The organism is Pseudomonas sp. FSL R10-2964, assembly GCF_009600035.1.
GTDB classification, from domain to species: Bacteria; Pseudomonadota; Gammaproteobacteria; order Pseudomonadales; family Pseudomonadaceae; genus Aquipseudomonas; species Aquipseudomonas bubulae.
In genome coordinates, this window is record NZ_WIWH01000018.1 from 72,946 (window position 1) to 92,230 (window position 19,285).

Annotated in this window: 19 protein-coding genes; 4 read left to right on the forward strand and 15 right to left on the reverse strand. The window is 60.7% G+C overall.

Features of this window, described 5'->3' with window-relative positions; genetic code table 11:
• Nucleotides 1-94 precede the first annotated feature (94 nt).
• The 8 genes from GHN92_RS12275 to GHN92_RS12310 form a co-directional block, all read right to left on the reverse strand.
• Nucleotides 95-1,084, reverse strand: coding sequence for a septal ring lytic transglycosylase RlpA family protein (locus GHN92_RS12275; protein ID WP_153380261.1), 990 nt, complete (start codon nt 1,082-1,084; stop codon nt 95-97).
• Entirely contained in the window at nt 1,084-2,094 is a 1,011-nt protein-coding gene (mltB, locus tag GHN92_RS12280) for a lytic murein transglycosylase B (RefSeq protein ID WP_094999436.1), read from the reverse strand. The genes GHN92_RS12275 and mltB overlap by 1 nt, the downstream gene beginning before the upstream one ends.
• A 17-nt stretch (nt 2,095-2,111) precedes the next feature.
• Nucleotides 2,112-3,215, reverse strand: coding sequence for a rod shape-determining protein RodA (gene rodA, locus GHN92_RS12285; RefSeq protein ID WP_165484550.1), 1,104 nt, complete (start codon nt 3,213-3,215; stop codon nt 2,112-2,114).
• Between the two features lie 31 nt (nt 3,216-3,246).
• Nucleotides 3,247-5,142: a penicillin-binding protein 2 gene (gene mrdA / locus GHN92_RS12290; RefSeq protein WP_153380263.1), complete on the reverse strand. Its 1,896-nt coding sequence runs from the start codon at nt 5,140-5,142 to the stop codon at nt 3,247-3,249.
• Between the two features lie 12 nt (nt 5,143-5,154).
• On the reverse strand, nt 5,155-5,622 hold the full coding sequence (gene rlmH / locus GHN92_RS12295; RefSeq protein ID WP_003444191.1) for a 23S rRNA (pseudouridine(1915)-N(3))-methyltransferase RlmH: 468 nt from the start codon (nt 5,620-5,622) through the stop codon (nt 5,155-5,157).
• Between the two features lie 9 nt (nt 5,623-5,631).
• Nucleotides 5,632-6,126 (reverse strand): ribosome silencing factor, encoded by a 495-nt coding sequence (rsfS, locus tag GHN92_RS12300; RefSeq protein ID WP_016779261.1) that lies wholly within the window; start codon nt 6,124-6,126, stop codon nt 5,632-5,634.
• A gap of 72 nt (nt 6,127-6,198) precedes the next feature.
• Nucleotides 6,199-6,921 (reverse strand): nicotinate-nucleotide adenylyltransferase, encoded by a 723-nt coding sequence (gene nadD, locus GHN92_RS12305; RefSeq protein ID WP_232527619.1) that lies wholly within the window; start codon nt 6,919-6,921, stop codon nt 6,199-6,201.
• Complete coding sequence (locus GHN92_RS12310) at nt 6,890-8,161, reverse strand: glutamate-5-semialdehyde dehydrogenase (RefSeq protein WP_095031788.1); 1,272 nt, start codon at nt 8,159-8,161, stop codon at nt 6,890-6,892. The genes nadD and GHN92_RS12310 overlap by 32 nt, the downstream gene beginning before the upstream one ends.
• Before the next feature lie 176 nt (nt 8,162-8,337).
• On the opposite strand from GHN92_RS12310, the gene GHN92_RS12315 reads away from it, so the two are divergent.
• Together GHN92_RS12315 and GHN92_RS12320 are read left to right on the forward strand one after the other, a co-directional pair.
• Nucleotides 8,338-9,006 (forward strand): DNA-3-methyladenine glycosylase, encoded by a 669-nt coding sequence (locus GHN92_RS12315; RefSeq protein ID WP_153380277.1) that lies wholly within the window; start codon nt 8,338-8,340, stop codon nt 9,004-9,006.
• Between the two features lie 161 nt (nt 9,007-9,167).
• Nucleotides 9,168-10,484, forward strand: a complete 1,317-nt coding sequence (locus tag GHN92_RS12320; RefSeq protein WP_094999441.1) for a bifunctional DedA family/phosphatase PAP2 family protein — start codon at nt 9,168-9,170, stop codon at nt 10,482-10,484.
• A gap of 2 nt (nt 10,485-10,486) precedes the next feature.
• Here GHN92_RS12320 and GHN92_RS12325 read toward each other — a convergent pair whose 3' ends face one another.
• Genes GHN92_RS12325 through GHN92_RS12335 form a run of 3 tightly spaced genes read right to left on the reverse strand, consistent with a single transcriptional unit; the run spans nt 10,487 to nt 12,163 of the window.
• Nucleotides 10,487-11,077: an LON peptidase substrate-binding domain-containing protein gene (locus GHN92_RS12325; RefSeq protein WP_094999442.1), complete on the reverse strand. Its 591-nt coding sequence runs from the start codon at nt 11,075-11,077 to the stop codon at nt 10,487-10,489.
• Nucleotides 11,078-11,087: 10 nt separating this feature from the next.
• The gene (locus GHN92_RS12330; RefSeq protein ID WP_094999443.1) at nt 11,088-11,804 is read right to left on the reverse strand and encodes an LrgB family protein; all 717 of its coding nucleotides are present in this window, start codon (nt 11,802-11,804) and stop codon (nt 11,088-11,090) included.
• Nucleotides 11,801-12,163 carry a CidA/LrgA family protein gene (locus GHN92_RS12335; protein ID WP_094999444.1) on the reverse strand — a complete coding sequence of 121 codons (363 nt, stop codon included), beginning with the start codon at nt 12,161-12,163 and terminating at the stop codon, nt 11,801-11,803. The genes GHN92_RS12330 and GHN92_RS12335 overlap by 4 nt, the downstream gene beginning before the upstream one ends.
• Nucleotides 12,164-12,329: 166 nt before the next feature.
• Between GHN92_RS12335 and GHN92_RS12340 the strand changes: the two genes are divergently transcribed.
• Together GHN92_RS12340 and GHN92_RS12345 are read left to right on the forward strand one after the other, a co-directional pair.
• Nucleotides 12,330-14,012, forward strand: a complete 1,683-nt coding sequence (locus GHN92_RS12340; RefSeq protein ID WP_153380265.1) for a C13 family peptidase — start codon at nt 12,330-12,332, stop codon at nt 14,010-14,012.
• A gap of 49 nt (nt 14,013-14,061) precedes the next feature.
• Nucleotides 14,062-14,703 carry an oxidoreductase gene (locus GHN92_RS12345; RefSeq protein WP_094999446.1) on the forward strand — a complete coding sequence of 214 codons (642 nt, stop codon included), beginning with the start codon at nt 14,062-14,064 and terminating at the stop codon, nt 14,701-14,703.
• Between the two features lie 16 nt (nt 14,704-14,719).
• Here the strand turns inward: GHN92_RS12345 and GHN92_RS12350 are convergent, their stop codons facing one another.
• The 4 genes from GHN92_RS12350 to GHN92_RS12365 all read right to left on the reverse strand — a co-directional run bounded on the left by GHN92_RS12350 (nt 14,720) and on the right by GHN92_RS12365 (nt 19,045).
• The gene (locus tag GHN92_RS12350; RefSeq protein WP_094999447.1) at nt 14,720-15,007 is read right to left on the reverse strand and encodes a YceK/YidQ family lipoprotein; all 288 of its coding nucleotides are present in this window, start codon (nt 15,005-15,007) and stop codon (nt 14,720-14,722) included.
• Entirely contained in the window at nt 15,000-15,629 is a 630-nt protein-coding gene (gene ubiX, locus GHN92_RS12355; RefSeq protein ID WP_094999448.1) for a flavin prenyltransferase UbiX, read from the reverse strand. The genes GHN92_RS12350 and ubiX overlap by 8 nt, the downstream gene beginning before the upstream one ends.
• Nucleotides 15,626-16,975, reverse strand: a complete 1,350-nt coding sequence (gene mpl, locus GHN92_RS12360) for a UDP-N-acetylmuramate:L-alanyl-gamma-D-glutamyl-meso-diaminopimelate ligase (RefSeq protein WP_150629029.1) — start codon at nt 16,973-16,975, stop codon at nt 15,626-15,628. The genes ubiX and mpl overlap by 4 nt, the downstream gene beginning before the upstream one ends.
• Before the next feature lie 189 nt (nt 16,976-17,164).
• Nucleotides 17,165-19,045, reverse strand: coding sequence for a sigma-54-dependent Fis family transcriptional regulator (locus GHN92_RS12365; RefSeq protein WP_094999450.1), 1,881 nt, complete (start codon nt 19,043-19,045; stop codon nt 17,165-17,167).
• Nucleotides 19,046-19,285: the final 240 nt, after the last annotated feature.

Sequence of the window (19,285 nt, forward strand, 5' to 3'; positions counted from 1 at the left end):
AGTTGCAGTCCCGGCCCCTGGAAGGGCTTTTATTCTTGACCTCTGCAACTGCGTTTGGGCACCGACTGCTCAGGGCCCAACGCTTTGTTCGGTGTTACTGATCCGACGTCACAACGCTCGGCTGGCCCAGATTGGCCAGGCGCACGCTGTTTTGTGTTTGTGCCACCTCACCCGCCGAGGCTATTGGCCCCATGCGTACACGGTGCAAGGTTTGCTGATTGCGCACAATCGAACTGATAAACACGGGGGTACTGACCATGCCACTGAGTTTGGAACGAAGCAACTCGGCAGCGTCCGGATTGGCAAAGGCACCGACCTGAAGGTAGGTACCCTGGCCCTTGGCCATTGGACTGACCGGAACCACATCGGCAGCATGCTGCTGTGCGGGCGGAGTCCATTGTTCAACCTTGCCGGTGGACACGGTCGGGGCGGTGTTCTGGGCCACTTTCGATTCGTTGAGCATCAGCGGCGCAGGGCGACCGCGCTGAGCCCACCAGGCCTGAGGGTCAATACCTTCAACCTTGACCCGGGCCGTACCGGTTTCGGCATAGCCGAGCTTTTTGGCAGCGGCGTAGGACAAGTCGATAATACGATCCGAATAAAACGGGCCACGGTCGTTGACGCGCAGGATCACGGCCTTGCCGTTATCCAGGTTGGTCACCTTGACGTAGCTGGGCAGCGGCAACGTCTTGTGCGCCGCGCTCATGCCGTACAGGTCATAGACCTCGCCATTGGCGGTGTTCTGGCCGTGAAACTTGGTGCCGTACCAGGACGCGGTACCCGAGGCCACATAGGTCTTGGACTCTTGCATCGGGAAATAGGTCTTGCCCAGCACCGAGTACGGCGCCGCCTTGTAAGGCCCGGTGTGCAGGGTCGGCGTGGCGTCGGGAATGCGCGAAACGTCAACATCCCACCACGGCGCACCGTCCTTGTGGGCACGGTTGATATCCAGGCCCGGCTTGGAACTGACCGCGGTCGATGTTTGCGGGGGCGTCGAGCGACTGCTCGAGCAGCTCACCAGCAGCAACGCAACAGCGGCGCAGGCGGCGAGTTTCAAAGGTGTACGGGTCGCTAGAAACGGCATTACTTGTTGCCCCGTGCTTGAACCAGCAGATCGGACAGTTGATGCACTGCCATGGCGTACATCACGCTTCGGTTATAGCGTGTGATCGCATAAAAGTTTTTCAGGCCCATCCAGTATTCAGGGCCGTCGGCGCCTTCCAGACGAAACGCCGTGACCGGCATATCGTCGCGCAACGCATCATGACTCGACCAGCCCAGCGCTCGCAACTCCCCGACGGTCTTGACCGGTTCAATGCCCTGGGTCAGGCCTTCATCGGCGCGATCACCGGTCACATCGGCGCGAATCACCACCGGCTCACCGGCTACCCAGCCATGACGTTTGAAGTAGCTGGCAACGCTACCGATGGCATCGTCCGGGTTGCTCCAGATATTGATATGGCCATCACCGTCGAAATCCACGGCATAGGCGCGAAAGCTGCTCGGCATAAACTGCGGCAAGCCCATGGCTCCGGCATAGGAACCCTTCAGGGTCAGCGGGTCAACCTGTTCTTCGCGGCTCAGCAACAGGAACTCTCGCAGTTCCTTGCGGAAAAACTCGGCGCGGGGCGGGTAATCGAAACCCAGGGTCGACAATGCATCGATCACGCGGTAGTTACCGGTGTTGCGACCATAAAAGGTTTCGACGCCGATAATCGACACAATCACCTGGGCCGGAACGCCATATTCCTGCTCGGCGCGGGCCAGTACGGCTTCGTGCTCACGCCAGAAATCTACACCGCGGGCGACGCGAGCGTCGGTCAAGAACATCGGACCGTATTCTTTCCACTGCTTGACCCGTTCGGCCGGGCGCGAAATGGCATCGAGGATGCTTTGCTTGCGCTCGGCTTCGCGGAACACGCCCATCAGCTGCTCGCCGGCAAATCCGTAATCACGGGTCATTTCGCCTACGAACTCAGCCACCTGGGGCGAGCCTTCGTAGTCACCGGCCAGCGCACCCTGTGCGGTCCCGAACAGACCCAGCAGGCCTACCCACGACGCGTATCGAGCAGCCCAGCCACGCATTGCTTGCATTGAATAATTCACCTTAATCAAACTTGTGCGATCCACTTGCGATGTGTGTGGATCGACATCAAAACCCCGAACGCTGATAACAGCGTCACGAGCGAAGTGCCGCCGTAACTGATAAAGGGCAATGGCACGCCCACCACCGGCAGCAGGCCACTGACCATACCGATGTTGACGAAAACATAAACAAAAAACGTCATGGTCAGACTGCCTGCCAGCAATTTGCCGAACAGGGTCTGGGCCTGGGCGGTGATCACCAGGCCACGACCAATCAACAACAGATAAATAAGCAGCAGCGCGCAAATGCCGACCAGACCGAACTCTTCGCCCATCACCGCGATGATGAAATCGGTATGGCTCTCGGGCAGAAAGTCCAGGTGCGACTGGGTACCCAGTAGCCAGCCCTTGCCGAACACCCCGCCCGAACCAATCGCGGCCTTGGACTGGATAATGTTCCAGCCAGTGCCCAGCGGGTCGCTTTCAGGGTCGAGGAAGGTCAGCACGCGCTGCTTCTGATAGTCGTGCATCACGAAGATCCACATGGCCACCGCCACTGGAACCGTCGCTGCCAGTACGCTGAGGATCCAGCGCCAGCGCAGACCGCCCATGAACAATACAAATGCACCGCCTGCCAGTACCAGCAGCGCCGTACCCAGGTCGGGCTGGCGCACAATCAGGGCAAAAGGCACCCCGATAAGCATCAGGCTGACCGCCACATGCTTGAGTTGCGGCGGCAAGGTTCGCTTGGACAGGTACCAGGCGATGGTCGCGGGCATCAGGATTTTCATGAACTCGGAGGGCTGAAAGCGAATCACCCCGGGGATATTGATCCAGCGAGTGGCGCCCATGGCGTTGTGGCCCATGACATCCACCACCACCAGCAACATCACCCCGATCAGATAGCCGATCGGTACCCAGCGTGCCATGAATCGCGGTTCCAGCTGGGCGATGATAAACATCGATACCAGCCCGATACCGAACGAAGTCGCCTGTTTGCTCAGCAAGTCCCAGCTTTTGCCGCTGGCCGAATACAGTACAAACAGGCTGCCAGCCGCCAGGGTCAGCAGCAGAATCAGCAGCGGGCCATCGATATGCAAACGCTGAAGCAGCGTGGCACGGCGACGCATCACGTCCTCACTGGAGAGGATGCGGTCAAAATTACTCATCATTGGCCGGAACCTCTGCCTTTACGGGGCCGCCGTACTCGGGTTTGAGTTTGCCGTCTTCACCCAGCAACCAGGCATCCATGACCTTGCGCACCACGGGCGAGGCGACACGACTGCCGGCTTCGCCGTTTTCAATCATCACCGAGACGGTGATCTGCGGGTTGTTGGCCGGCGCGAAGCCGACGAACAAGGCGTGGTCGCGGTGACGCTCCTGCACCTTGGAACGGTCGTATTTTTCGCCCTGCTTGATCGCCACCACCTGGGCCGTACCGCTCTTGCCGGCAATCAGGTATTGCGCGCCAACGCCCGCCACCCGCGCCGTGCCGCGAGCGCCATGCACCACTTGCTGCATGCCGTGGTTGACCTTGGCCCAGTTGGACGGGTCACGCAGGACAATATCCGGCACCGGGTCCGGGTCCACCGGCGGTACGCCCTCGATGGTCTTGGCCAGGTGCGGACGGATCCACTTGCCTTTGCTGGCGATCAACGCGGTGGCCTGGGCCAGTTGCAAGGGTGTGGACTGCATATAGCCCTGGCCAATCCCCAGAATCAGCGTCTCGCCCGGGAACCAGGCCTGGCGTCGGGTGGCACGTTTCCACTCGCGGGACGGCATCAGCCCGGCGGACTCTTCGAACATGTCCAGCGAGACCTTGCGGCCGATACCGAACTGGTTCATGTAGCTCGACAGACGGTCAATCCCCAGCTTGTGGGCCAGGTCATAAAAATAGGTGTCGTTGGAACGCATGATTGCGGTATCCAGATCGACGTAGCCATCACCGCTACGGTTCCAGTTACGGTATTTGTGATCGTAATTGGGCAACTGGTAATAGCCGGGGTCATACACCCGCGAGGAGCCGGTGATCACGCCGCTGTCCAGGCCGGCAATCGCCACTGCAGGCTTGATCGTCGAGCCCGGCGGATACAGGCCGCGCAGGATGCGGTTGAACAATGGTCGGTCAATCGAATCACGCAGCTCGGCATACGCCTTGAAGCTGATGCCGGTCACGAACAGATTGGGGTCAAAACTCGGCTGGCTGACCATCGCCAGCACTTCCCCCGTCATCGGGTTGAGTGCCACCACTGCGCCACGACGCCCTGCCAGCGCATCTTCAGCTGCTTCCTGCAGTTTGATATCGAGGCTGAGCACGATGTCTTTGCCAGGGATCGGGTCGGTGCGCTTGAGTACTCGCAACACGCGGCCACGGGCATTGGTTTCGACTTCTTCGTAACCCACCTGGCCATGCAGCTCGGCTTCGTAGAAACGCTCGATGCCGGTTTTGCCGATATGGTGGGTGCCGCTGTAATTGACCGGATCGAGGGTTTTAAGCTCTTTTTCGTTGATCCGCCCCATGTAACCCACCGAGTGCGCAAAATGCGCGCCTTGAGGGTAATGCCGCACCAGTTGCGCAACCACTTCAACCCCGGGCAGGCGGAACTGGTTTACGGCAATCCGGGCGATCTGTTCTTCGTTGAGCTCAAACAGAATGGGCACCGGCTCAAACGGCCGCCGCCCCTGCTTCATGCGCTTTTCGAACAGGGCGCGATCCTCGGGCGCAAGCTGCAACACTTCAACAATAACGTCGAGCACTTGCTGCCAGTCACCAGAGCGTTCGCGGGTCATGCTCAGGCTGAAGCTGGGGCGGTTGTCTGCGATCACCACGCCATTACGGTCAAAAATCAGACCGCGGGTAGGCGGGATCGGCTGCACATGCACCCGGTTGTTCTCTGACAAGGTGGAGTGGTAGTCGTACTGCACCACCTGCAGGTAATAAAGCCGCGCGAGCAGCACACAAATCAGCGTCACGACCACAATCGCACCGACCACGACTCGTCCGCGCACAAGGCGTGCGTCTTTCTCGTGGTCTTTAAGGCGGATCGGCTGAGTCATTCAGAGCGCTGACTATTTGTGATACGGGTGCCCGGACAGCACTGTCCAGGCGCGATACAACTGCTCACCGATCAGAATCCTCACCAACGGGTGCGGCAGCGTCAATGGCGACAGCGACCAGCGCTGGTCAGCGCGGGCACAGACTTCCGGCGCCAGCCCTTCCGGGCCACCGACCATAAAGTTCACCGTGCGCGAATCCAGGCGCCAGCGGTCAAGCTCAACCGCCAGCTGCTCGGTACTCCACGGTTTGCCGTGCACTTCGAGGGTTACGATGCGCTCGCCCGGGCCTACCTTGGCCAGCATGGCTTCGCCTTCCTGGCGGATGAAGCGGGCCACGTCAGCATTCTTGCCACGGGTGTTGAGCGGTATTTCCACCAGTTCAAGTGCCAGCTCGGATGGCAGACGCTTGGCATATTCATGCCAGCCTTCTTCCACCCACTTGGGCATACGCGAACCGACAGCGATCAAACGCAGGCGCACAGCGAACCCTTACTCTTGGTCTTTGTTGAGCTTCAGGAAGTGCTCATGGGTGTTTTCCGGGCTGTGGTGAGCAGCGCTGCCTGCACGGCTTTGTTCAGCACCGGCCCACAGACGCTCCAGGTCGTAGAACTGACGGGCACTGGCGGTCATCATGTGAACGATCACGTCGTCCATGTCCAGCAGAACCCAGTCGCTGTCGCCCTTGCCTTCTTCGCCCAGCGGCTTGACGCCCAGAGCCTTCACCGCTTCGCGGATCTTGTCGAGCATCGCACCGATCTGACGGTTCGAAGTACCGGTAGCGATGATCATGAAGTCAGTGATGCTGTGCTTGTCACGCACGTCGATGACCTGGATATCCTGGGCCTTGACGTCTTCCAGGGCGGCAACAGCAACCTTGACCAGCTCTTCACCCTTGAGAGGCTCGGCGCTGAAGGTTTTTTCCGGCAATGGCGCGCTTTTGAAGGTGCCTTTGCGCTTTACTTTGCTTACATCTTTGTCAGTCATATAAAACTCGTTTTGCTCGTATGTTCGGGTGTTTCAATACACGACAATTGGCGCCTTGAAACACACCCTTTTTCAGTTCGACGCACGGTAAAGCCCGTGCGCATCGATGTAGGCCAGGACCGCGTCGGGCACCAGGTAACGTACCGACTTACCGCTGGCCAGCAGTTGGCGGATCTGGGTGGCGGATACCGCGAGCGGCGTCTGCCAAACGAATGCAATCTGTCCGCTTGCCCCCTTCAGGGCCAGCGGGTCGCTTACCGAGCGCGCTGCCAGCAGGTTGCGCAAGGCATCCGGCGGTTCGCTGTCGGCATCCGGGCGCTGTAGCACCAGGATATGGCAATGCTGGAGCAACTCTTCCCAGCGATGCCATGTGGGCAGGCCGCAAAACGCGTCCCAACCCAACAGTAAAAACAACTGGTCATACGCGGCCATCTCGGCCCGCATCAATTCCAGTGTATCGATCGTGTAGGACGGTTTGTCCCTTTGCAGCTCCCGGGCGTCCACTACCAGCGTAGCCACTCCTGCGACAGCGCACTCGACCATCGCCAAACGGTCGTGGGCTGACACCTGGGGGGTGTCACGGTGCGGCGGCCTGGCGTTTGGGGTCAGACGCAGCTCGTCGAGCCCCATCATCTCCGCCACTTCCAGCCCGCCACGCAGATGACCGATATGCACCGGATCGAAGGTTCCGCCCAGTACGCCTATGCGCTGGGGTAACACGTCGATCACAGGTGCCGGCGCTGACGCTTTCAGCTTGACCAAGTCAGACTGGCTCCTGACCGCGCAACTGGCCATCGCCGACCACAATGTACTTCTCGCAGGTCAGACCTTCGAGACCCACCGGGCCGCGGGCGTGCAGCTTATCAGTAGAAATGCCAATCTCCGCACCCAATCCGTATTCAAATCCATCGGCAAAGCAGGTTGGTGTGTTGAGCATCACGGAACTGGAGTCCACTTCGGCCATAAAACGCCGGGCATCGCCCTGGTGTTCGGTGACGATCGAGTCGGTGTGATGGGAGCCATAGTGATTGATATGCTCAATCGCCTGGTCCAGACCCTCCACGATACGAATCGACAGGATGGCGTCCAGGTACTCGGTGCTCCAGTCGTCTTCAGTGGCGGCAACCACGTCGATCAACTCCCGGGTACGCTCGCAACCGCGCAGTTCGACGCCCTTGGCGCGAAATTGTTCAGCCATTGCCGGCAAAAATTCTGCCGCGACGGCCTGATCCACCAGCAGGGTTTCCATCGCGCCGCAAATGCCATAACGGTAGGTCTTGGCGTTGAACGCAATGCGCTGCGCCTTGGCAAGATCGGCATGGGCACTGACGTATACATGGCAGATGCCGTCCAGGTGTTTGATCACCGGCACCTTGGCATCACGGCTGACCCGTTCGATCAGCCCCTTGCCGCCGCGAGGCACGATGACATCAACGTACTCGGGCATGGTGATCAGCGCGCCGACAGCGGCACGATCGGTCACTTCAACCACTTGCACCACGGCGGGCGGCAAACCGGCTTCGGCCAGGCCGCGCTGGATGCACACTGCAATGGCACGGTTGGAGTGAATCGCCTCGGAGCCACCGCGCAGGATGGTTGCGTTGCCCGACTTCAGGCACAGGCTGGCAGCATCAATGGTCACGTTAGGACGCGACTCATAGATGATTCCGACTACACCCAGCGGTACACGCATTTTGCCGACCTGAATACCCGAAGGGCGGTAGCTCATGTCGCGAATCGCGCCGATGGGGTCTGGCAGGCTTGCCACCTGACGCAAACCGACAATCATGCTGTCGATGCGTGCAGGGGTCAGCGCCAGGCGCTCCAGCATGGCCGGCTCAAGGCCGTTGGCCCGGCCGGCGGCCAGGTCCAGTTCGTTGGCAGCAACCAGCTCCAGACGTGCGGCATCCAATGCAGCAGCAGCGCCGTGCAGGGCACGGTTTTTCTGCGCCGTACTGGCACGGCCGATCACGCGGGAGGCTTCGCGAGCAGCGCGACCCAGGCGGGTCATGTAGTCAAGAACGGACTCAGTCATGGTCTCAAGGGTCTTGGCAGGGAGGAAAGCGGCCGATTATAGCGGTCCCGCCGCCTCACGCACAGCGGTGGCAGGCGGATGGTCGAAATGGACCACAAATACACTGCGTTCAGCCCCGATTAAGCATGACTTGCTATGATCTGCACCTTTTCAGCTATCCACTGACCGTCCTGCACATGCCCATGATGCTGCCTGATGCCTTTTTCGATCGAGATGCCCAGCTTGTTGCTTGCCAACTGCTGGGCAAAGTCATTCGCCATCGGGTCAACGGGCTGTGGCTCAGCGCCCGGATTATCGAAACCGAAGCCTATTACCTCACCGACAAAGGCAGCCACGCCTCGCTGGGCTATACCGACAAGCGCAAGGCGCTGTTTCTCGGTGGCGGGCATATCTACATGTATTACGCCCGCGGCGGCGACTCGCTGAATTTCAGCGCCCACGGCCCCGGCAACGCAGTGCTGATCAAATCGGCCCATCCCTGGCTTGATGAGCTGGCGGGCCCGGACAGCCTGGCGCAGATGCAACGCAACAACCCGGACGCCCAAGGCAACCCCCGGCCCGAACACAAACTGTGCGCGGGGCAAACCCTGCTGTGCAAAGCGCTGGGGTTGAAGGTGCGCGAATGGGATGCAAAATGTTTCGACCCCGAACGCTTGTGGGTCGATGACGTCAGAGAACAACCTTCGAAAATTATCCAGACCACCCGTCTGGGCATCCCCCACGGGCGCGACGAGCATTTGATGTACCGCTTTGTCGATGCTGACTACGCTGCGTATTGCACGCGTAATCCGCTGCGTCGCGGGCAGGTTGAGGGGCGGGATTTCATCACCCTGGAGCACAACTGATCCTGTGGGAGCGGGTTTGCTCGCGATGGCATCGCCGCAATTGTCCTGACAGACCGCGGGGCCTGCATCGCGTGCAAGCCCACTCCCACAACTAGAGCCGGGCCAGCTTCAAGACTGTAGCGCCTACAAACAACCTAAAAAGCAGACAAGGAAATCGGAACATGGGCCCATGGCTCGATAGCATCACCGGCTGGCTGACAGCCAACCCGCAGTGGCTGGGCCTCGCGGTGTTTATTGTGGCTTGCGTGGAGTGTCTGGCAATTGCCGGCATCATTGTTCCCGGCACCGTATTGTTGTTCGCCATTGCCGTCATGGCCGGCAGCGGCGCCCTGTCCCTGGGCCAAACCCTGCTGCTGGGCTTTCTCGGCGGGTTGCTCGGCGACGCTGTGTCCTACGCCCTGGGCAGGCGCTTCCACCAGAACATTCGCCGCTTACCCCTCTTGCGCACTCATCCCGAATGGATGAACGGGGCCGAGAGCTACTTCCATCGCTACGGTATTGTCAGCCTGTTGGTCGGGCGCTTTATCGGCCCGCTGCGGCCCATGCTGCCGATGGTGGCCGGGATGTGCGACATGCCGATCCCGCGCTTTATCGGCGTCAGCCTGCTGGCCGGAGCAGGCTGGTCGGTGGCGTACCTGCTACCGGGCTGGGCCACCGGTGCTGCCATTCGCCTGCCACTGCCCGAAGGCTTCTGGCTACAGGCCGCCATTGTTGCCGCAGGCCTTGCCGCCCTGCTGGGCCTGAGCATCAACGCCAGTATCCGTCGCCAACCCCGGGCCACGCTGCTGATCGGCACACTCAGCTTCGCCCTGCTACTGGCCGTCTTTATCGGTTATCCACACATGACCGCCTTCGACCAGGGCATCACGGCCCTGGTACAAGAGCATCGCAGCAGTGCCATGGACAGCGCCGCCGTGCTGGTGACGCAAATCGGCAACTTCCGTACCCAGTTTCTGGCGGCAGCCCTGGTGTGCGTCATTCTGCTGTTTACCCGGCAATGGCGGGCAATGTGGTTCTTTGGCGGGGTCACGCTGTTTACCGCGCTGGCCAATACCGCGACCAAGCACTTCTTCGCCCGGGTGCGCCCAGAAGTGCTGGTGGACCCGCTGACCAGCTACAGCATGCCCAGCGGCCACAGTTCGGGGGCGTTTGCGTTTTTTGTCGCCCTGGCCATTCTGGCCGGGCGCAACCAGCCACAACGCATGCGCGTCACCTGGGTATTGCTGGGTTGCCTGCTGGCGATCACCGTGGCGATGTCGCGGGTGTACCTGGGCGCTCACTGGCCAACGGACATCACCGCTGGGGCCCTGCTCGCCATCACTGTCAACGCATTCGCTCTGGCGTTAAGCCAGCGATACATGCCCCTTGAGCCGGTCCCGCAGAAAATCTGGTGGCTGATCTTGCCGTCAGTCACTGCGCTCTACGGGTTTTTCATGCTCGGGCACTTGTCCAGGGAACTGCTGCGCTACGCCTACTGAGATCAGTTGAGGGCTTCGCCCTGGATCTCATCGAGCAGCACTTGTATCCCGTCCAGACGCTGCTGCGGGTCATTGACCTGCAGCAGTTCGATCTTGTCTGCCTCGGCAAAGGGCAACAGGTACGCCAGTTGATTGGACAGCGACTGTTGCCCCGCCACCTCGGTGTTCATGTTCAGGGCCGCCACCATCGGGTGCTCGGCCAGCGCCTTGAGCAAGGCCAGCAGGTCCTGGTCTTCTTCCTGCAGGGGCTGCTCGGGGGCGTCATCCAGCCACTCGACTTGCGCCAGCAGTAGCTGATCGCGCTGCAACTCAGTGCCCAGCACTTCAAAGCGCCGCCCGCCCTCGACGCGAATGCCCAGCAGGCCGTTGTCCTGCTGCTGAAAATCGCGAATCAGGGCTTCACAGCCAATCCCGGCGATACCCTGGGGTGCATTGCCGACCTCACGGCCATCCAGGATGCACACCACACCAAAGCCTGTGCCCTGCTTCATGCAGCGGGCAACCATGTCCAGGTAGCGCGCCTCAAATATCTGCAAGTCCAGCACACAACCTGGAAACAGCACGGTATTCAAAGGAAACAGCGGCAATGTCATAGCTTCACCCTTACACCATGAGGGTCACGGCCAACGGCAGGAACACCGCCGTACCCAGACCCATCAGACTCATCGCCAGCGCCGCGAAGGCGCCACACTCTTCACTTTCCTGCAGGGCCACCGAAGTGCCAACCGCGTGCGCCGTCATGCCCAGGGCCATACCTCGGGCCTCCGGGCTGTGAACCCCGAGCAGGCGCAACAGGCCCGGCCCGCAAATTGCGCCGATCACCCCGGTAATCAGCACAAACACTGCTGCCAGCGCCGCCACACCACCAATCTGCTCGGCCACCAGCATGGCAATCGGTGAGGTCACCGACTTGGGCGCCAGGGTCATCAGCATCATGTGCTCGGCCCCGAACCACCAGGCCAGGCCCACCACCAACGCAGTGGCGAACACGCCGCCAATTACCAGCGTAGTAAAAATGGGCCAGAACAACTGCCGGATCCGCCGCAGGTTCAGGTACAGCGGCACCGCCAGCGCCACCGTTGCGGGGCCCAGCAAAATACTCAGGATATCGGTGCTCTTGCGGTACTCCGCGTAGCTCAGGCCGCAACTGAGCAGCACACCGATCACCAGCAGCATCGAGGCCAGCACCGGCTGCAGGAAGAGCCAGCGGGTTTTCTCGTAAGCGGCGAGCACCAGTTGATAGGCGCCCAGGGTGATACCGATACCAAACAACGGATGATGGATAACTGACTCCCAGGCGCCCTGCCATTGCAGATTCATGGCCGCTCCTCGGGATGGCTGTGATTCTTGAGCAGACGCTGCATCAGTACGCCGACGAATGCCATCGAGATCAATAGCGACAGCACCAGCGCCCCGACAATCGCCCAGAAGTCAGCGGCAATATCGGCGGCGTACACCATCACGCCCACCGCGGGCGGCACCAACAGCAAGGGTAAATAGCGCAACAACCCGCCGGCAGCCTGACTCAATGGCTCGCTGACTTGACCGCGCACCATCAAGAAGCCCAACAACAGCAGCAATCCGATAATGGGCCCGGGCAATACGGGGACGAACAAGTGATTGAGGGCGGTACCGAGCAATTGAAACAGCACCAGCCAAGTCAAGCCGCGTAGCAACATTTCACCTCTCCAGCGAATATTTTTGTGCCGCATTATAAGCACGTCCTACCGACCAACGGCTCAGGCTTGCACCTTGGCATACAATAACTGCCGATGTTTCATCCGGGCCTATAGACAGCTTCCATTGCTGCGGCATACTCGGTGGCTTAATTATGCGGATCCCGTTATGCGCCCATTTGCCCCCCTTGCTTTGACCCTGCTGCTGACGGCCTGTGGAGACGGTGAATCACTGTTACCGCCCGACGCACGCCTGCCCGATGGCGGGCGCTATCGAGGTGAAGTGGTCAACGGGTTGCTGCAGGGCCAGGGTCGTATCGACTATCCGAATGGCAATTGGTACGCAGGGGAGTTCAAAAATGGCCAGTGGCACGGCCAGGGCGAGTGGCACGCCAGCAATGGCGATAGCTATCGCGGCGGTTTCGCGCAAGGCCTGTACAGCGGCCATGGCCGCCTGACCACCCACGACAGCACCTACGAGGGCGGGTTCAAGCTGGGCAACCGCGAGGGCGAGGGCACGCTCAAGCAAGGCACCCTGAGCTATCGCGGCGACTTCAAGGATGACCAGTTCTCGGGCGATGGCCATCTGGAGCTGGAAGACGGCAGCCAGTACCAGGGCCAGTTTGCCCACGGAAAACCCCACGGCACCGGCAGGCGCAGCGATGCCAGCGGCAATGAGTTCGTCGGCGAGTTCGTCAATGGCGAACTTGAAGGCAACGGCATCTTCAACAGCGCCGACGGCGACCAGTACGAGGGCGCGTTCAAGCACAACCAGCTCAACGGCAAGGGCCGCTATGAGAATGCCGACGGCGATGTGTGGAGCGGTGACTTCAAGGACGGCGCATTAACCGGCAAGGGCGAACTGACAGGCATCGACGGCAGCCACTACAGCGGCATGTTCAACGAGTGGCGCTTCAACGGTCCCGGCCATTTGAGCCTGCCCGACGGCAGCACCTATGTTGGCGAGTTCGCCGCAGACACCTATCAGGGCCAGGGCACCCTGACCCTGAGCGACGGTACCGTACAAAGCGGCTACTGGCTCAACGGCCAGCGAGTGCGCGATGCCAAAGGGACAGTCTTGCCCGACCCGCTGGAGCTGGGGCTGCTCAACCAGGGCACATTGCTCAACAAGGCGCTGGACGGCGTTGCCCCATCCACCCCGGCAATCGAGCTGTACAGCCTGGTGCTGGCGGGCGACGGCAAGCAGAGCGTGTTCAAGCGCGAAGCCGATTACGTCAGCGACATGCTGGCCAGCCGTTTTGGCAGCCGTGGCCGGATCACCCTGGTGAACCACCGCGACCATCTGCTCGATAGCCCCATGGCCACCCGCGAAAACCTGTACCGCGCGGCAAAAACCCTGGCCGGGCGCACCGGCCCTGAAGACCTGATTTTCATTTATCTGACCAGCCACGGCACCCAGGAACACGAGCTGGTACTCGATCAACCGCGCATGGAGCTGGCAGACCTGCCCGCCGACGAGCTGGCTGCAGCCTTGGCCCCACTGAAAAACCGCGACAAGATCATCGTGATTTCATCCTGCTATTCAGGCGGTTTTATCCCCGCGCTCAAGGATGAAAAAACCCTGATCATGACCGCATCCCAGGCTGACCGCGTGTCTTTTGGCTGCTCTGAAGAAGCCGACTTTACCTACTTCGGCAATGCCTTGTTTGCTCAGGCGCTGAACCAGACCGACGACCTGCAAAAAGCCTTCAAACTGGCCAGGCAGTACGTGGCCGAACGCGAACAAGCGGATGGCTACGAGCCATCCGAACCGCAAATCTGGGCGCCAAAAGGCGTTCTGAACCACTGGCAACGCTTGCGTCAACAACAAGCGAAACAGGCTTTGCAGTAAGCAAATAACCCTGGAATGGCTAAGCTGGTTGTATCAAGGGAGAAACATTATGCACTTGACGCCTTCACATATTTTGCTCGCAGGCGCTACCGGCCTTACCGGCGAACTGCTACTTGACCGCCTGCTCAACGAGCCCACCATCACCCGCGTGCTCGCCCCTTCACGCAAGCCTCTGGCGGCGCATCCGCACCTGGAAAACCCGGTAGGTGACCCCGCCGTGTTCCTGCCTCAACTCAGTGGCCGGGTCGATGTCGCCTTCTGCTGCCTGGGCACCACGATCAAGCAGGCAGGTTCCGAGGCAGCCTTCCGCGCGGTGGATCACGACATGGTGGTGGCTTTCGCCAAACGCGCGCGGGAAATGGGCGCACGCCATCTGGTGGTGGTCAGTGCCATCGGCGCCGACCCCAAGTCCTCGGTGTTCTATAACCGGGTCAAGGGTGAAATGGAGCAGTCGCTGCGCGCGCAAAACTGGCCGCAACTGACCATTGCCCGTCCTTCCCTGCTACTGGGCGATCGCGTCGAGCCACGTCTGGCCGAACAGATCGCCGGGCCACTGTCCAAACTGATTCCGGGCAAGTACCACGGTATCGAAGCCTGCCAGCTGGCCCGTGCGCTGTGGCGCCTGGCACTGGAAGAACAGGACGGCGTGCGGGTGATCGAATCCGATGAGTTGCGCAAGCTGGGTAAATAGTCACCCGCCCTGCTGGCTACAAACCACCGCTGGCCTGAAACCCGACACCCAGCACCGTCAGCACGGACAACGGCAATAGCACGGTATCGAGCAACGCGCTGGCGGGCAGGTCCAGGCCCGGATAGCGCGGAGCCTCGGCGCCAAAGCGATCCTTGGCACAGCACCCGCCCTCAAGGGCATACACGTCCAGCCGCGTACCCGAGTACACAACGGGAGCGCCCGGTTTGGCCGCATCCAGCGTTCGCACGCTGGCGCAACCACAAACCAGAGCCGCCACCAGCAGGGCCAATAGCGCCTTACTCATCGCCGCCCACATGGTACTCGCCCCAGCGCGGGAGCATGTCTTGGGGGATATTGAGCAGGTTGAGAATGCGCGCCACCACAAAATCCACCAGGTCATCGATAGTCTGCGGTTGATGATAAAAGCCGGGCGATGCAGGCACTATTACCGCGCCCATATTGGACAGCTTGAGCATGTTCTCCAGATGGATACTGGAATACGGCGCCTCACGCGGCACCAGAATCAGCTGGCGACGCTCCTTGAGCGTCACGTCTGCGGCCCGCTCGATCAGGTTGTTGCAAGCGCCGGTGGCAATCCCCGACAGGGTGCCGGTGGAACACGGCACCACCACCATCGCAGCGGGTGCTCCCGACCCCGAAGCCACGGGCGACATCCAGTCCTCCTTGCCGTATACGCGAATCTGCCCTGCGGCAGCGCCCGTGTATTCAGTCAGAAAAGCCTGCATTGCTTGTGGCTTTGGCGGCAGGCTGACATCCGTTTCGGTTGCCATGACCAATTGTGCGGCCTTGGAGATCAGGAAGTGGACTTCGCGGTCTTCGCGCACCAGGCAATCGAGCAGGCGCAAGGCGTACGGCATGCCGGAAGCACCGGTGACCGCCAGGGTTATGCGTTCCGGGCCACTCATTGCAGCGCTTCCGCCAGCTTGCCATGCAGCCCGCCGAAGCCGCCATTGCTCATGATCACCACATGGGTACCGGGCTTAACCTGGGCCTTGACCTCGGCAATGATGGCGTCCAGCGAATCGCACACCTTGGTCGGCACCGGGCTCGATGCCACCGTCGCGGCCAGATCCCAACCCAGATTGGCCGGGGCATACCAGACCACATGATCCGCCTGCACCACGCTTTGCGGCAGGCCATCACGGTGGGCTCCGAGCTTCATGGAGTTGGAGCGCGGCTCAATCACCGCGATCAAGGGCGCGTCACCAATGTGCTTGCGCAGGCCATCGAGGGTGGTCGCGATCGCAGTCGGATGGTGGGCAAAGTCGTCGTAGAGGGTAATGCCGTGGACTTCGGCGACTTTCTCCATACGTCGTTTTACGCTTTTGAAAGCGCTCAACCCATCAATCGCCATGCTCGGCACCACGCCTACATGGCGCGCTGCGGCCAGGGTCGCCAGGGCGTTGGCCACGTTATGCTGGCCGGTCATGTTCCAATCGACGGTACCTTGCAGCGCGCCGTCAAACAGCACCTCAAAGCGAGAGCCGTCATCACTGAGCAGCCTGGCTTGCCATTGACCATCGACGCCCGTGGTTTGTACCGGCGTCCAGCAGCCCATTTCGATTACACGCTGCAATGCAGGCTCGGTGGTCGGGTGGATAACCAGCCCTTCACTCGGGATAGTGCGCACCAAATGGTGGAATTGCCGCTCAATGGCCGGCAAGTCCGGGAAGATATCAGCGTGATCGAACTCGAGATTGTTGAGGATTGCCGTGCGCGGACGGTAGTGGACAAACTTCGAGCGCTTGTCGAAAAAGGCGCTGTCATATTCATCGGCTTCTACCACAAAGAACGGCGTATCACCCAGACGGGCCGACACGGCAAAGTTCTGCGGCACACCGCCAATCAGGAAACCCGGGGCCATGCCCGCGTGCTCCAGCACCCAGGCCAGCATGCTGCTGGTCGTGGTTTTACCGTGGGTACCTGCCACGGCCAGTACCCAGCGGCCTTGCAGCACATGGTCAGCCAGCCATTGCGGGCCGGACACGTAAGGCAGGCCCTTGTTGAGCACGTACTCAACTGCGGGGTTGCCACGGGACAGCGCATTGCCGATCACCACTACATCTGGCGCCGGATCGAGCTGAACCGGGTCATAGCCCTGGGTTAGTTCAATACCTTGAGCCTGCAGCTGGGTGCTCATCGGCGGATAGACGTTGGCGTCTGAGCCAGTAACGTGATGGCCCAGTTCTTTGGCCAGAACCGCCAGCGACCCCATGAAAGTGCCGCAAATACCCAAAATATGAATGTGCATAGTTGACCTCGTAAACCATCGGCGAAGGGTAGCGTAGCAAGGTTCTTTTCGCACCTGATGATTCTGAAACCCTCACCCTAGCCCTCTCCCTGAGGGAGAGGCGACTAAAAGCAAAAGCGGATTTGCGCAACGCCTCAGGTCAGCCCCCTCACTCTCCGGGAGACGGTTGGGGTGAGGGGCTTTTAAGCATTACCGCTCAATCCCATGCTTGCGCAGCTTTCTATACAGGGTGTTGCGGCTCACCCCCAGTTGCAGCGCGGTATGGGTCATATGCCAGCGGTGCAGTTCGAGCGCCAGCAACAAGGCCTGCTTTTCGGCATCCTCAAGCGGGTATTCACATGCTTCAGGGGCTTTGGGCGGAGCCAGGCGAATAGTGGCCGGCAGATCTTCGTACTGGATCACGTCGTTTTCGCAGAGTGCAGCCAGGGTTCGCAGCACATTGCGCAGCTGACGCACGTTGCCTGGCCAGGCAAAATCCAGCAACGCCTCACGTGCCGCCGGGCTGATAAACAGGCGCTGCCCTCCCGCCTCTTCGGCCAGCAAGAAGTCCAGCAACTGCGATTTGTCCGTGCGCTCGCGCAACGCTGGCAAACCGATTTCCAGTCCATTAAGGCGGTAATACAGGTCTTCACGAAAACTGCCGTCCGCCACGCGCTCCTGCAAGTTACGGTGGGTGGCGCTGATAATGCGCACGTTGACCGCCATCGGCTCGCCACCAATGGGCACCACCACACGGTCCTCCAGCACTCTTAACAACCGGGTTTGCAACGCCAGCGGCATATCGCCAATTTCATCCAGAAACAGGGTGCCGCCATCGGCCTGCTGCAACTTGCCCTGCATGCCTTCCTTGCGTGCCCCGGTAAAACTGCCACCGCGATAGCCGAACAGTTCGCTCTCGATCAGGCTTTCGGGGATCGACGCGCAGTTGAGCGCCACAAACGGCTTGCTGCTGCGCAAGCTGGCTTGATGCACAGCCTTGGCAAAGGCTTCTTTGCCGGAGCCGGTTTCACCATTGACCAGCAGCGGCACATCGCGCTCAAACACCCGTAATGCCCGGCGAAAATCCGTCTGCAGGGCCTCATCACCCAGGCAGATGCTGCTCGGGCGCGGTGGCTCGGCTTGCACCATGACCGGGGCAGGCCCGTTCCGTGGCTGGCCGCGCAGTGCCGCAAATAATCGACGCCCGTCGCGGGTATGCAGCGGCCAACTGGCATTCGCCTGGAGGGTGGCCCGACTGAAAAGCTCATCCCGCGGGCAATCGAAAACACTGTCGACCGATTGCCCGAGCAAACTGCCACGCACATGCCCTAGCAGGTTCAGGGCACTCTGGTTAACCGCGCCTATAACTCCGTCGCCATCAAACGCCAGCATGCCTTCGCTGAACAATCCGACAGACTCGGCGTGCAGATGAAAACGCAGCAGCCACTGATTCTGAAAGTGCCCGAGGAAGTAGCTGTTTTCGATGATTTTCGCTGACAGATTAACCAGCGCCATCGTATGAAACTGGCTCTGACGGGAAGCCTCATGGCGGGCCGAAGACACGTCGAGCACCGCCAGCAACTCGCCCTGCGGATCGAACACCGGGCTGGCCGAGCAGGTCAGCCCGGTGTGCCGGCCACGAAAGTGTTCATCCTGATGGATGGTCAGTGCCTGACGCTCGACCAGGCAGGTACCGATGCCGTTGGTACCCTCCCTGGCTTCGCTCCAGTCGGCCCCCAGCCACAGCCCCGCCTGCTCGAACACCTTGCGTTCGGAGGGGGCAGTGACACAGTTGAGGATCACGCCACGGGCATCAGTCAATAGCACCGCGTGCCCGGCACCGGAGAGTTGCTGATGCAGGCTGTTCATTTCGTGACCGGCAATTTTCAGCACCTGCTGCAAACGCTCGCGGCCTTCAAGGATACGGCCTTGCTCAAGTACGGTCGGGGCGATGGTTTGCGCAGGATCGAGGTGATAGTCCTCCAGGCAACGCTGCCAGGAACGGACGATGGACGGGTCACACCCTTGCGGGCGACCGCGGGTGACATCAATGACTTGCCGTGCGTGACGGCGCAAATCGGTGCTGTGCATTTCTTATTGTTCTCCGCTCTGTCTCGGTGGTCCCGTGCTCAACAGAGGCAACTCGCCCTCAGCGGCAACAAAGATCCAGTCCAAACCGAACGCCCAGCATCCTCTTGCTCACCGGCCTTTGCAATCGCGAACTGACCGGCCGGTCATCGGTTGTGCCAAGACTGGTACAAATTGTCACCACAGCTGTATCAGGTGTGCCACAAGCCCCTCTCCCCAACGACCGGGTAAAACCCGCAAAGC

Coding starts and splice junctions, on each gene's coding strand:
- GHN92_RS12275 (WP_153380261.1), bottom strand. CDS start 1,084: ATGCCGTTTCTAGCGACCCGTACACCTTTGAAACTCGCCGCCTGCGCC.
- mltB (WP_094999436.1), bottom strand. CDS start 2,094: ATGCAAGCAATGCGTGGCTGGGCTGCTCGATACGCGTCGTGGGTAGGC.
- rodA (WP_165484550.1), bottom strand. CDS start 3,215: ATGCGTCGCCGTGCCACGCTGCTTCAGCGTTTGCATATCGATGGCCCG.
- mrdA (WP_153380263.1), bottom strand. CDS start 5,142: ATGACTCAGCCGATCCGCCTTAAAGACCACGAGAAAGACGCACGCCTT.
- rsfS (WP_016779261.1), bottom strand. CDS start 6,126: ATGACTGACAAAGATGTAAGCAAAGTAAAGCGCAAAGGCACCTTCAAA.
- nadD (WP_232527619.1), bottom strand. CDS start 6,921: ATGGCCAGTTGCGCGGTCAGGAGCCAGTCTGACTTGGTCAAGCTGAAA.
- GHN92_RS12310 (WP_095031788.1), bottom strand. CDS start 8,161: ATGACTGAGTCCGTTCTTGACTACATGACCCGCCTGGGTCGCGCTGCT.
- GHN92_RS12315 (WP_153380277.1), top strand. CDS start 8,338: ATGCCCATGATGCTGCCTGATGCCTTTTTCGATCGAGATGCCCAGCTT.
- GHN92_RS12320 (WP_094999441.1), top strand. CDS start 9,168: ATGGGCCCATGGCTCGATAGCATCACCGGCTGGCTGACAGCCAACCCG.
- GHN92_RS12325 (WP_094999442.1), bottom strand. CDS start 11,077: ATGACATTGCCGCTGTTTCCTTTGAATACCGTGCTGTTTCCAGGTTGT.
- GHN92_RS12330 (WP_094999443.1), bottom strand. CDS start 11,804: ATGAATCTGCAATGGCAGGGCGCCTGGGAGTCAGTTATCCATCATCCG.
- GHN92_RS12335 (WP_094999444.1), bottom strand. CDS start 12,163: ATGTTGCTACGCGGCTTGACTTGGCTGGTGCTGTTTCAATTGCTCGGT.
- GHN92_RS12340 (WP_153380265.1), top strand. CDS start 12,330: ATGCGCCCATTTGCCCCCCTTGCTTTGACCCTGCTGCTGACGGCCTGT.
- GHN92_RS12345 (WP_094999446.1), top strand. CDS start 14,062: ATGCACTTGACGCCTTCACATATTTTGCTCGCAGGCGCTACCGGCCTT.
- GHN92_RS12350 (WP_094999447.1), bottom strand. CDS start 15,007: ATGAGTAAGGCGCTATTGGCCCTGCTGGTGGCGGCTCTGGTTTGTGGT.
- ubiX (WP_094999448.1), bottom strand. CDS start 15,629: ATGAGTGGCCCGGAACGCATAACCCTGGCGGTCACCGGTGCTTCCGGC.
- mpl (WP_150629029.1), bottom strand. CDS start 16,975: ATGCACATTCATATTTTGGGTATTTGCGGCACTTTCATGGGGTCGCTG.
- GHN92_RS12365 (WP_094999450.1), bottom strand. CDS start 19,045: ATGCACAGCACCGATTTGCGCCGTCACGCACGGCAAGTCATTGATGTC.